This is a genomic window from Acinetobacter sp. YH12086, from assembly GCF_013419345.1.
Lineage (GTDB): Bacteria > Pseudomonadota > Gammaproteobacteria > Pseudomonadales > Moraxellaceae > Acinetobacter > Acinetobacter amyesii.
Genome location: NZ_VPAF01000004.1, coordinates 217,601 through 229,667, shown reverse-complemented (window position 1 = coordinate 229,667; position 12,067 = coordinate 217,601). Strand labels below are relative to the sequence as shown.

12 protein-coding genes are annotated in these 12,067 nt (G+C 43.1%); 10 read left to right on the top strand and 2 right to left on the bottom strand.

The window, feature by feature from the left end; all coding sequences use genetic code 11:
- Positions 1-79 precede the first annotated feature (79 nt).
- The 6 genes from urtA (at position 80) to FTU29_RS06970 (ending at position 6,538) form a co-directional block, all read left to right on the top strand.
- Positions 80-1,366, top strand: a complete 1,287-nt coding sequence (gene urtA / locus FTU29_RS06995; RefSeq protein ID WP_180121092.1) for an urea ABC transporter substrate-binding protein — start codon at positions 80-82, stop codon at positions 1,364-1,366.
- A gap of 95 nt (positions 1,367-1,461) precedes the next feature.
- The gene (urtB, locus tag FTU29_RS06990) at positions 1,462-3,096 is read left to right on the top strand and encodes an urea ABC transporter permease subunit UrtB (RefSeq protein WP_180121090.1); all 1,635 of its coding nucleotides are present in this window, start codon (positions 1,462-1,464) and stop codon (positions 3,094-3,096) included.
- A 4-nt stretch (positions 3,097-3,100) separates the two neighbouring features.
- Positions 3,101-4,174 (top strand): urea ABC transporter permease subunit UrtC, encoded by a 1,074-nt coding sequence (gene urtC, locus FTU29_RS06985; protein ID WP_180121088.1) that lies wholly within the window; start codon positions 3,101-3,103, stop codon positions 4,172-4,174.
- Positions 4,171-4,992, top strand: a complete 822-nt coding sequence (gene urtD, locus FTU29_RS06980) for an urea ABC transporter ATP-binding protein UrtD (RefSeq protein WP_180121087.1) — start codon at positions 4,171-4,173, stop codon at positions 4,990-4,992. The genes urtC and urtD overlap by 4 nt, the downstream gene beginning before the upstream one ends.
- A gap of 10 nt (positions 4,993-5,002) precedes the next feature.
- Positions 5,003-5,701, top strand: coding sequence for an urea ABC transporter ATP-binding subunit UrtE (urtE, locus tag FTU29_RS06975; protein WP_068532840.1), 699 nt, complete (start codon positions 5,003-5,005; stop codon positions 5,699-5,701).
- A 354-nt stretch (positions 5,702-6,055) separates the two neighbouring features.
- Positions 6,056-6,538, top strand: coding sequence for a DUF1877 family protein (locus tag FTU29_RS06970; RefSeq protein WP_180121085.1), 483 nt, complete (start codon positions 6,056-6,058; stop codon positions 6,536-6,538).
- Positions 6,539-6,555: 17 nt separating this feature from the next.
- On the opposite strand, the gene FTU29_RS06965 is transcribed toward FTU29_RS06970, so the two are convergent.
- Positions 6,556-7,056 (bottom strand): GNAT family N-acetyltransferase, encoded by a 501-nt coding sequence (locus tag FTU29_RS06965; RefSeq protein ID WP_180121084.1) that lies wholly within the window; start codon positions 7,054-7,056, stop codon positions 6,556-6,558.
- A gap of 101 nt (positions 7,057-7,157) precedes the next feature.
- The gene (locus FTU29_RS06960; RefSeq protein WP_078190594.1) at positions 7,158-7,895 is read right to left on the bottom strand and encodes an outer membrane protein OmpK; all 738 of its coding nucleotides are present in this window, start codon (positions 7,893-7,895) and stop codon (positions 7,158-7,160) included.
- A gap of 497 nt (positions 7,896-8,392) precedes the next feature.
- On the opposite strand from FTU29_RS06960, the gene FTU29_RS06955 reads away from it, so the two are divergent.
- From FTU29_RS06955 to dsbD, 4 genes are all read left to right on the top strand, one after another.
- Positions 8,393-8,758 (top strand): HPF/RaiA family ribosome-associated protein, encoded by a 366-nt coding sequence (locus FTU29_RS06955; RefSeq protein ID WP_078190593.1) that lies wholly within the window; start codon positions 8,393-8,395, stop codon positions 8,756-8,758.
- A 128-nt stretch (positions 8,759-8,886) separates the two neighbouring features.
- Positions 8,887-9,429, top strand: coding sequence for an ankyrin repeat domain-containing protein (locus tag FTU29_RS06950; RefSeq protein ID WP_180121082.1), 543 nt, complete (start codon positions 8,887-8,889; stop codon positions 9,427-9,429).
- 14 nt (positions 9,430-9,443) lie between these two features.
- Positions 9,444-10,214, top strand: a complete 771-nt coding sequence (locus tag FTU29_RS06945; RefSeq protein WP_180054175.1) for a transporter — start codon at positions 9,444-9,446, stop codon at positions 10,212-10,214.
- A gap of 54 nt (positions 10,215-10,268) precedes the next feature.
- Positions 10,269-12,065: a protein-disulfide reductase DsbD gene (gene dsbD, locus FTU29_RS06940; protein ID WP_180121080.1), complete on the top strand. Its 1,797-nt coding sequence runs from the start codon at positions 10,269-10,271 to the stop codon at positions 12,063-12,065.
- Positions 12,066-12,067 lie beyond the last annotated feature (2 nt).

The window sequence follows — 12,067 nt, the reverse complement described above, 5'->3', positions numbered from 1 at the left end:
TGAATTGCTCTGTTGTGATGAAAGACAACAAATGCATTTTAAAAATGTGAATTACAAGCTTAGGTTGGGAGTGTGAATAATGTTTCAACGCAATGTATTTGCTAAAAGTATTTTAGCGGCAACGATGACTGGGGCGATTGCTTTAACGGGCTGTTCAAAACCTGCAGAAGAAAAAACAGAAAGCGCTACATCAGAACCAAAAGCCGCTGCAGCAAGTGGCGATACTATTAAAGTCGGGATCTTACATTCGCTGTCAGGCACGATGGCGATCTCAGAAACTTCTCTAAAAGATACGGCCTTGATGGCGATTAATGAAATTAATGCCAATGGCGGGGTATTGGGCAAAAAACTAGAACCTGTGGTGGTGGATCCGGCATCGGACTGGCCATTATTTGCGGAAAAAACCCGTCAGTTGATTACCCAAGACAAAGTAGCCGTGATTTTTGGTTGCTGGACGTCGGTATCTCGTAAGTCGGTTTTACCCGTGGTTGAAGAATTAAATGGCTTATTGTTCTACCCTGTTCAGTATGAAGGTCAGGAACAATCTAAAAATATTTTCTACACAGGTGCAGCACCGAATCAGCAAGCGATTCCTGCTGTCGAATATCTGATGAGTGAAGAGGGTGGTAAGGCAGAACGCTTTGTACTGTTGGGCACAGACTATGTTTACCCACGCACTACCAACAAAATATTACGTGCATTCTTGAAGTCAAAAGGCATTGCCGATGCAGACATCATGGAAGAATACACGCCATTTGGTCATAGCAACTATCAAACCATTGTGGGCAATGTGAAGAAGTTTGCGGCAGGGAAAAAGACTGCTGTGATCTCGACCATTAACGGCGATTCAAATGTGCCGTTCTATCGTGAATTGGGCAACCAAGGCATCAAAGCTGCGGACATTCCAGTGATGGCGTTCTCTGTAGGTGAAGAGGAATTACGCGGTATCGACACCAAGCCGCTGGTCGGACACTTGGCATCGTGGAACTACTTCATGTCAGTGAAAAATCCAATGAATACTGAATTCACCAATAAAATGAAGCAGTATGCCGTGGAATACAAATTGCCAAATGCAGACAAGTTTGTGACCAATGACCCGATGGAAGCTACCTATGTCGGCATCAATATGTGGAAACAAGCGGTAGAAAAAGCAGGAAGCACAGATGTCGATAAAGTGCGTGAAGCTATGGCCGGCCAAGAATTTAAAGCTCCATCGGGCTATACCTTGCAAATGGATGCGTCGAACCATCATTTGCATAAACCAGTCATGATTGGTCAGATCCGTGCCGATGGTCAGTTTGATGTGGTACACAAAACTGCAAAAACCATTGCTGCAGAGCCATGGAGTCCGTATATCCCTAAATAATTCAATCCGAATGCCTGTTGCTATTGTGTAGCAGGCCTTTTTTGATGTGATCCCTAGATGGGGTTGTTCTATTACTCAATAGGGATGCTTATAAGATGAAAAAATTACGCAATTTTCCGATCCTTTTTTTATTCCTGAGTCAATTATTCTGTCTGCAAATCGTGCATGCAGAAACAGCAGCGGATGTGGTGCCTACGGTGCAATCTGTGCAGCAAGTTGACGCCATTCAGCAATTTGTTCGCGGGAGTTTTACCGAGCGACGCAGCTTACTCAATCAATGGCCGGGCGATATTGAATCCTTAGATCAGTTGGCCGCATTGGTCGAAAAAGACCAGTTATATAGTGGTCAAAGCGGTCAAACCTATATTTTAGAAACTGACGAAAAATTATTGAGCTATCCAGATTTGCAAACCGTGACGGATTGGCCTGCCGATTTATCTCAAGTCACCTTGGTGAATACCCTTCGTAAAGCCTTAACGTTTGCGCAAGCGAAAGAAAAGCTGCAATCGGATGATTTAAACCAGCGTTTAGATGCGATCGATATTTTAGAAAATAACTTGGCTGAGTTGGATGTTAAAAATATTAATCAATTGTATTTAAATGAAAAAAATAACAAAGTTAAAGCCCGTTTAGCGCAGCTCAAAGCACGCTTGGATTATCAAAACCCCGATGTATTACAAAAAATACAGGCGGCCAAAGTGCTGGAAGATTCTAACCGTCCCGATGTGTTGGCAATGGTGGAGCAGGAATTACAACAAGCCAATCTGCATCCCGAGTTAAAAGCTGCACTGACGGAAGCCAAGAGCAATATTAAAACTCGGATTCAGGCGAGTGAATGGACTGGACATGTCTTTTCAGGTCTCAGCACGGCCAGTATTTTACTGCTTGCAGCGTTGGGACTAGCCATCACTTATGGTCTGCTAGGCGTAATTAACATGGCGCATGGTGAACTGATCATGATCGGGGCCTATACCACGTATGTGGTGCAAAGCCTGTTTAGGAGTCATCTCAGTAGCTATGTCGATTGGTACCTCATTGCCGCGATTCCTGCCGCATTTATTGTAAGTGCTCTGATCGGCATGTTGATTGAACGTACTGTTATTCGTCCCTTGTATGGCCGTCAATTGGAAACACTATTAGCCACCTTTGGTGTGAGCTTAATTTTGATGCAATTGGTGCGCATGGTTTTTGGTGCGCAGAACGTTGAGGTGTCGAATATTTCATGGCTGTCAGGAGGGATCGCTGTGACACCGAGTCTGATACTGCCTTATAACCGCATTGCCATTATTGGCTTTACCGTTGCGGTACTGTTGTTACTGGTTTACTTGCTGAATAAAACCCGCTTTGGTTTATTTGTTCGTGCCGTGACGCAAAACCGTCAAATGGCACAGGCCGTGGGTATCCGTTCTAGCCGTATTGACATGATGGCTTTTGGTTTAGGTTCGGGGCTTGCAGGTCTAGCAGGCTGTGCCTTAGCACAAGTCGGCAATGTCGGTCCTGATTTAGGACAAAACTATATTATCGATGCGTTCTTGGTGGTTGTGGTGGGTGGTGTTGGCCAAGTATGGGGCGCAGTACTGGCTGCATTAGGTCTAGGTGTTAGTGGCACAGTGCTGGAAATCGGCATGGGTGCAGTCTTAGCGAAAATTATTCTACTGGTTCTTGTGATTTTGTTTATTCAAAAACGTCCACAAGGTTTGTTTGCCATCAAAGGCCGTTTTGTGGAGTAAGCGCATGAAAATCACTTCGTTATTATCGGATAAACCCTATAGCGGTATGGCGATTGCCGTGTGCTTTGCCATTTTGCTGATTTTGCCTTGGTTACATGTATTGCCAGCCGATTCAGCACTGCATTTATCAGCGTATTGGGTCACGCTCATTGGCAAGATTATGTGTCTCGCCTTGGTGGCATTGGCCTTAGATTTGGTTTGGGGCTATGCCGGCATTTTAAGTTTGGGACATGGTCTGTACTTTGCCTTGGGCGGCTATGCCTTTGGCATGTATCTCATGCGTGAAGCGGCAGGCGATGGCTTACCCGATTTTATGCGCTTTTTGAGTTGGACCGAGCTACCGTGGTACTGGATGGGCACTGAACATATCATGTGGGCATTAGCTTTGGTGGTTTTGGTCCCAGGACTGATTGCCTTCATTTTTGGCTTCTTTGCCTTCCGCTCCAAAATTAAAGGCGTGTATTTTTCAATTATTACCCAAGCCATGACCTTTGCCGCTGCGCTACTGTTTTTCCGCAATGAAACAGGCTTTGGCGGTAACAACGGCTTTACCGGTTTTAAAACCATCTTAGGTCTAGATATTACCTCTGCACCAATGCGCGCAACCTTGTGTTTCCTCACTGCACTGACTTTGCTGGTCTGTTTTGTCGGTTTACGTCACCTGATGAATAAACCCTATGGTCGCGTACTTGGTGCAATTCGTGACAGTGAAAACCGTTTGCAATATTTAGGTTATCGCACCTTATGGTACAAGCTCTCTGCATGGGTGTTGTCAGCAGTGATCGCAGGGATTGCTGGTGCTCTGTATGTCCCTCAAGTCGGCATTATTAACCCGAGTGAAATGAACCCTGTCAATTCGATTGAAATGGCGGTGTGGGTGGCTGCAGGGGGACGCGGTACGCTGATTGGCCCAATTTTGGGTGCAGGTTTAATCAATGGGGTGAAGACCTATTTCACGGTGGCTTATCCAGAGGCATGGCTATTGATTTTAGGTGCGCTGTTTATTGTGGTAACGATATTTCTGCCAAAAGGTGTGATTGGGTTATTAGAGCGGTTTAAAAAGGAGCGCAGCGAATGAATGATCAATGGGTTCAACCGCATGGCGGTCATGCTGCTGAAGGTTATGGACGACCAAAGGAGCAGGGTGCGGATTTCAGTCACGGGATTGCCTTGTATTTAGAAAAAGTCAGTGTCTGGTTTGATTCTTTCCGTGCATTAAATGATTTGTCGTTATATATCAAAGAAGGTGAGCTGCGCTGCATCATTGGTCCCAATGGTGCAGGCAAAACCACGCTGATGGATGTGATTACGGGGAAAACTCGCCCAACAGCAGGTTCGGCTTTTTTTGGGCAAACCTATGATTTGGCAAAAATGAGTACAGAGCAAATTGCAGAAGCCGGGATCGGTCGTAAGTTTCAAAAGCCTACTGTATTTGAAAATTTTACCGTGATGGAAAACCTGTTATTGGCTGCACCGAAAGATAAACGGGTGAAAAAGAGTTTTTTCAGCAAACTTGATCCAGATGCGCAAAATGCCTTGGACGAATCTTTAGCACAAATCCGCTTAGAAGAATTGATTCATAAACCGGCAGGGCTGTTGTCACATGGTCAAAAGCAGTGGTTAGAAATAGGCATGCTACTGATGCAGCGTCCAAAGTTGATTCTGCTGGATGAACCTGTAGCAGGGATGACCGATGCTGAAACAGAGCGTACCGCAGAGCTGTGTTTAGAGTTGAAAAAGAACCATACCCTTATCGTGGTTGAACATGACATGAGCTTTATTGACACCATCAGTGAAAAAGTCACCGTGTTGGCGCAAGGTGCGATTTTGGCCGAGGGTACATTGGCCGAAGTCCAAGCCAATGAAGATGTCATTGAAAAATATCTTGGACGTTAAGGAGCAGACCATGTTAGAAGTCAAAGACGTCAATCAGTTCTATGGTGGCAGTCATATTTTAAGAGATGTGACATTTGCCGCTCCTGTGGGCGCATGTTCGGTGGTGCTCGGGCGAAATGGTGTGGGTAAAACCACCCTCTTAAAATGTTTAATGGGTATTTTACCAATCAAGTCAGGGCAGATCTTACTGGATGGCAAAGACATTTCTAAACTGAGTCCAGAGCAACGTGTACGTGAAGGCTTGGCTTATGTACCGCAAGGACGGGATATTTTCTCGACCTTGACCGTTGAAGAAAATATTTTGATTGGGATGGCAAAATTTAAGGGCGCTAAGACCCGAAAAGTGCCAGAACATCTCTACGAAATTTTCCCCGTATTGGATGAAATGAAACATCGTCGAGGTGGAGATTTATCTGGTGGTCAGCAGCAACAATTGGCGATTGCCCGTGCGCTCGCTTCCGAACCACGGGTATTGATTTTAGATGAACCGACTGAAGGTATTCAGCCCTCGATTATTAAAGACATTGGTCGTGTGATTCGTCAGTTAGCTGATGGCGGAGAAATGGCGATTGTTTTGGTTGAGCAGTTTTACGATTTTGCAGAAGAACTGGCAGATGAATATACCGTGATGGCGCGGGGGCAAGTGATTGCACAAGGTGTCGGTAGTGAAATGCCTGAAAAAGGCATTCGGGAACTGGTGGCGATTTAACATTTAGTTGACTACGATGTGTGGCGGGCTTGTATGAATCAAGCTCGTTACTCTTTTAATTCAATTTACTAAGATCAAAAAATCGTTGCTGGTCATGGCAGTGGCATCAAAAAAACGAGGGGCTTCAAAAAAAATTTGTTTTAAGCCATAAGCTTAAGTTGTTCTCAGCATTGTCATTTGAAGCTTCAGCATCTAGTGCTTAAATGATGCTAAGCGCAGTACTGAAACTTGGGTAAAAGGCGAATTGGAATCCATCAGTATTCGATCAAATGCGGCCGAATATACAAAATATCTGCTTTATTTTTGTGTGGATTACATTAATCTAAATGTACGACATAACAAGAAGATAAGAATATGGACGCGATATTATATTTGATCCCACCGAATGATTTGGAAACACTGATTTTAGAAGCAGAAACCCCTCAAGATGTCTTGGATTCACCTTTTGTACAACACTCCTTTTTTTTAGGGGAAGCGTGGCAAGAGTTGAATCCATTATTAAGCCTGAACAGTGATTCAGCTGCGGCACTGAGTTATGCCATTCAGGCAGAACATCCATTGTCAGAGCGACGCCCGGGACTGAGCCTTGCAGTGCATTACAATACTGTAGTTCGCGTTGCAGAAATCCATCAGGCATTACAGCAGTTAAGCGTGGATGAAATCAAAAAACGTTATTTGGTCACGATTGCTGAAACCGCACCTGAGCAAGAGCTTAAATTGGCCGAATTAAAACTGCTTTTTTTACAGTTACAAGATCTTTATCGTGATGCGGTGCATAATAACCTATCGGTGCTGAGTGTGATACAAGATGGTATTCGTTTGGATAAATTACCATAAACACAGCTCAACACGGGCTATAACTGAAGTTGCATCAGGACCAGATCACGCCATTCACCAAACTTTTGTCCCACTTCAGGCATATAACCTGTTTGCTTAAAGCCTAATTTTTTGTGCAGGGCAATCGAGGCGCTATTGCCGTGATCTATGCCAGCGATCATGACATGCATATTTTGGCTTTTAGCATGCTGAATTAGGTGCTCTAATAATTGCTGACCGAGACCCAGTCGAGCATAGTTTGGGTCAATATAGACAGAATGCTCAACAGTATGTCGATAGCCAGCAAAATGACGGAAAGAACCATAGTCAGCATAACCGGCGATTTGCTGTTGATCCTGATCTTCAATCACCACAAATGGAAAATTTTGCTTTTGGAATTCCAGCAATTTCTGTTGAAAAGAGTCAAGGGTATAAGCTTGATCATTCCATGTAGCAAAGCCGTTGAGAACTTCATGATTATAGATTGCGAGCATGGCCGCTAAGTCTTGTGGAATTGCAGGTCGAATGAGAAAAGACATGCGCAAATTTCTGATAAAAATAAAGTCAATTTAAAAACTTAGGCATAAAAAAAGCAAGGTAAAGAACCTTGCTTTTTTCTTCATCGCGTTCTGAGTCGAACTTAGAAGTGGTATTTCACCAAAGCACTGACATCGTTTTGGTCTACGCCTTTAATACCAAATTTGTTGTTCCAAACTGAATGTTCGATACCAACATATAATTTAGTTTTTGGTGAAATGTGTTTACCCACATTCCATTTGTACTGAGATGTCCAGTTTAATTCACTTGCATGGTCTGCCTCAGCAGTAGACCAGTCTAGGAAGGCATCTGCTAAAAACTCTTCTGAACCTAATTTGAACGGCACTGCATAAGTGATTGTCATTTGATAATCATCTTTAGTTTTGTCGTTAGCCGCTTTATAGAAGTTCACATTCGCATATTGTGTATATGGAATATCGAGAGAGAAACCTACACCGTACAAGAAGTTGTTAAATTCAGAGTTGTGGTGATCGTAACCGGCATTATGTTCCCAAGTCGTTGCAATAAGAACGTCTTTGATTGGACCCATAGAAAGGTCTTTACCAGAAACTTCACCTAAGCTTAAACGTGGCGCTAATTCTGCATAAGTTGATTGATCATCGTTACCATCCAATTGTTGGTCAACGAAGAAGAATACATCTGAATATTTCAGTTTAGCTGCATATTCGGCTGTGATCGTTGTACGGTCTTCAGTACCAACTTCATAGTTTTCACCATATAAGCCAGTTAAGCTGAAATCTTGCCATACGATAGGTGAAGCTTGAGTGAAAGCAGCAGCAGATGCTAATGCACATGATGCAACGATTTGTGTAAGTTTCATTAAAAAAATATCTCCCCCCGAGAAGCACTGAAAGCATACAGATTATTAAGCAAAAATAAAGCCAAATTTTACTCAACGGCAAAATTGTTTTGTAATTTGAAGGGGAAATATGCCGTGAATGATCAATGACGGTAAAAGCGAGATTTTGAGTTGGAATGGAATTGTACAAATAGAAGGTGGGCGTCGAGGAAATGCACAAAAATATGACCCAAATCAATTAAAACAATGCAAATCTACAATAAAGTCTTACTTTTTGTATGGATATTAAAAAAATATCAAAATAGCACTTGCAAAATTCTAACTTAAGACCGATATTCGAAGTATAAGGACACGGATCTGCAGACTCTAAAGTGTTCATCATTCAATGTGGAGGACGACGTTCCATACAAAGTTGAAGATGGTCATTGCTGTAACATTTACAGCAAATGTAACGTGCCAAGATAATAAGTTTTGCACAAATATTTATAGATATTACAGATAGATATGAGGATGATATTATGAACATAGAAATCCGTACAGATAAAAACATTATAAACAGTGATCGATTAATTACATACGTTCGTGCAGAACTTAATGAAGAATTTCAGCGCCATAGTGAACGCATTACTCACTTTTCGGTGCATTTAAGTGATGAAAATGGGGACAAGGGCGGTAGCGACGACATTAAATGTATGATTGAAGCGCGTCCTGCTGGTTTGAAGCCTGTGGTGGTCAACCATCGTGGTCATAATGTAGATACAGCTATTCACGGTGCAATTGATCGACTTAAACGTAGTCTTGAACATGTGTTCGAAAAGAAAGAGAACCCACGCAGTACACAACCTGCTTTTGCTGAAGCAGATGACAGCGTAGACGACGAATAAGTCTCAAAATTTAAAAAAGCCCTGCGGGGCTTTTTTTGTGTGTTTTGTATTTTGTTTTACATGAAATTCAAACAAACGCAGCTTTATTCGGCATAATAGATCAAAATAGATTGAAGTGAGCTTTCCCGATGTTAACAGCGCAACAACAGCTTTTTGTGCAAGCGTTAGAAGAACAAGATCTTGCACAGGTGCAACGCCTGTTGGCAGATGGTCTAAATCCAAATTTTATCGATTTTGAAAAAGGACCAGCCGTTTCTGTATGGTCTGATGGTTTGTTTAAATGGTGGGAAATGGTTTGCGAAGCGTATGAAGCAGGTGAACCCTTAACAGCTGAACAGAAAACACAACATTTAGACGTACATATGCAAATCTTGGAAGCGCTGATTCAAGCCAAAGCCAATGTGCATTTATGGGATGCTGAAGAAATTTATGGTCCATTATGGGACGCCGCGAGTGCAGCATGTGTCCCTGCGGTACAGCGCTTATTGGATGAAAAAGTGAATCCAAATATGATTGATAGCGATGGTTTAACCATTTTGTCGTCGATTAGCGAATTATTTTTTGACTGTGATTTTGACGCGGTAAATTGGTCGGAAGCATTGGAAGAAGAAAAACAAACCTTGGAGCTTTTGCGTAGCCATGGCGCAAAAATGAGCAAAGAATTAGCATAATTGTGAGTAAAAACATGACTGTATTTAAAGTTTTAAGCATTGCAACATTATCCAGTTTGAGCCTGTCTGCATTTGCGGCGGATTTTTCATTTGACCGTCCGGGCGCGGGTATGGGCACAGGCATTACCCCTGTAGGTCGTTTGGCATGGGAACAAAGTTTGCCAGCAGCGAGCTATAGTGAAAGTCGTGATGACAATGGTGAAAAAGTAAAAAACACCACTTTAAATGCAGACATGTTATTCCGTACTGGTTTGGCAAAAGATTTGGAATTGCAATTGGGTTGGCAAGGTCCTGCATGGTCTAAAACCAAAGTTGCGGGTCGCTCAGTTGAAGAAGATGGTTTGGGTGATGTCAGCATTGGCCTGAAAAAAGCCATTGATTTGAATGATGAGAAATTGTCGATGGCCATTCTTGCAGAAGCCATTATTGCAACAGGCAATGAAGGCTTTAGTGCTGAAGATGACATTTATAGTCTGACTTCCGCTGTGGCTTATGATTATAGCGATACAATTGGGACTTCAATGACCATGCGTTATGAAGTTCAAGATGGTGATTGGGCTGTGAGTGCTATTCCTGGATTGGAATATCAAATAGCGGGTAATTTATCGGGTTTTTCTGAGCTGGTTTATCGCAAAGCAGAGAGTACCGATCAGGAAGTGTCATTAGCATCAGGTTTGACGTATGCCGTTTCAGATCGTATGCAGTTGGATGCGAGCGTTGGTCTAGAACTCACTGGCGGTCATAAAAATTATCAGTCAGGTTTAGGTGTATCTTACCTGTTCTAAAAGAATCCTAAATTTTAAAACGTATAAATACAGACTGAGGATGAATTCAGCTGAATGAAACAATGGACTTATGTTGCGGCAGCGGCTGTGCTGTCGTTCAGTATGGGCGTCTCTGCTCAGGATGCATTACTTTCAGCTGAAGATGCTTTTCCTTTCTCGGTCGTCTCTGAGCGTGCAGATCAGGCGGAGCTGAGTTGGGATATTCCAGCGCATTATTATCTGTATCAGCACAAAATAGAGGTGAAGCAGGGCAATCAAGTTTTAGCTTTGGATTTGCCTGCTGCTGAGAATTTAAAAGACGATAACTATGGTCATACGCAGGTGTATTACCAACAGTTGAGTTTTAAAATTCCGACTCAAAAACTGCAGACCTATCAAGTCAGTTGGCAAGGCTGTGCCAAGGATCGGGTGTGTTATCCACCACAGAGCATCAGCTTTGAAACGGATGCTTCTGGCTTGGTCACACAGCAAAATCTTGCCAGTCCAAATAAACGCTTACTCGACTTTGCAGCAGAAAATACTGCCGAACAGCCTATGGCGAATCGTTTAGATCAGCAGCGGGCAGAGAATGCTGCATTGGCTTCTGAACGCTATACCGCAAGTGACCAAATGTGGTCTGAAAAATTAGCACAAAGCTCTATATTTTATGGACTTTTACTGTTTTTTGGACTGGGTTTTTTGCTGGCTTTTACCCCATGTTCATTGCCAATGCTGCCGATTTTAACCTCACTGATTGTCCGCGACAGCCGAGGTTTAAAAGCATGGATGATTGCACTGACTTTTGTCACCAGTATGGCGATGGTGTATGCCATTCTCGGCTTGGTGGCATCGTCTGCAGGTTTGAATTTCCAGCGTTGGTTGCAACAACCCTCGACTTTAATTGCCTTTAGCGTGCTCTTTGTAGTTTTTGCCCTGAATTTATTTGGTTTATTTGAACTGAAATTGCCACGCAGTTGGGTCAATCGCTTAGACCAAGCGCAGTCGATGCAAAAGGGCGGTAGTCTCGTTGGCACTGGAGTCATGGGGATGATTTCAGCATTGCTGGTCGGTCCTTGTATGACAGCACCGTTGGCAGGTGCATTATTATTCATTTCCCAAACCCAAAGTCAGTGGCAAGGTGCATTATTGTTATTCACCCTCGGCTTTGGCATGGGGACCCCACTATTGTTGGCCAGTGTCCTTGGCTCACGGGTATTGCCTAAAGCGGGATTGTGGATGAATCAAATCAAGGTGCTTTTTGCTTTCATCATGTTGGCATTGGCTTTGTATTTTATTCGACCATTGATCAATGAAGCTTGGTTACAGTGGTTATCCCTTGCTCTGGGGCTGGTGTTTAGCGCTTATGTGCTTTGGCGCATTTTATGGCGCAGTACTCAGCTCAAATGGTTATATATCTTGGTGTTCTGTGCAGCTGTACCTTATATTGTGTACAGTCAATATCAACACAGCCAACGTTTTTTAGTCGAAGAAAGTCAACAACAAAGTGCTTGGCATGTGGCGCATACAGCGGAAGAGTTTCAACGTTTGTTAAGTGAAATTCCTCAAGGTCAATCCGCGATTATTGATGTCTATGCCGATTGGTGTGTGGCCTGCCAGCCGATTGAACATAAAGTTTTAAAATCGGCTGCGGTACAACAGGCTTTGGCACCGTATTACTTAATTAAGTTAGATTTGAGTCAGTATGATGCAACCCATCAAGTACTGCTCAATCAATGGGATATTTTAGGGCCACCGACCTATTTATTTTTAGATACAGCGCATCAAGAGATACGTGGACTGCGTTTGACGGGTGCTTTTAGCGAGAAAGAATTGCTAGCGCAATTGGAAAAATTTAAATCGCGTGGAGAATAAAA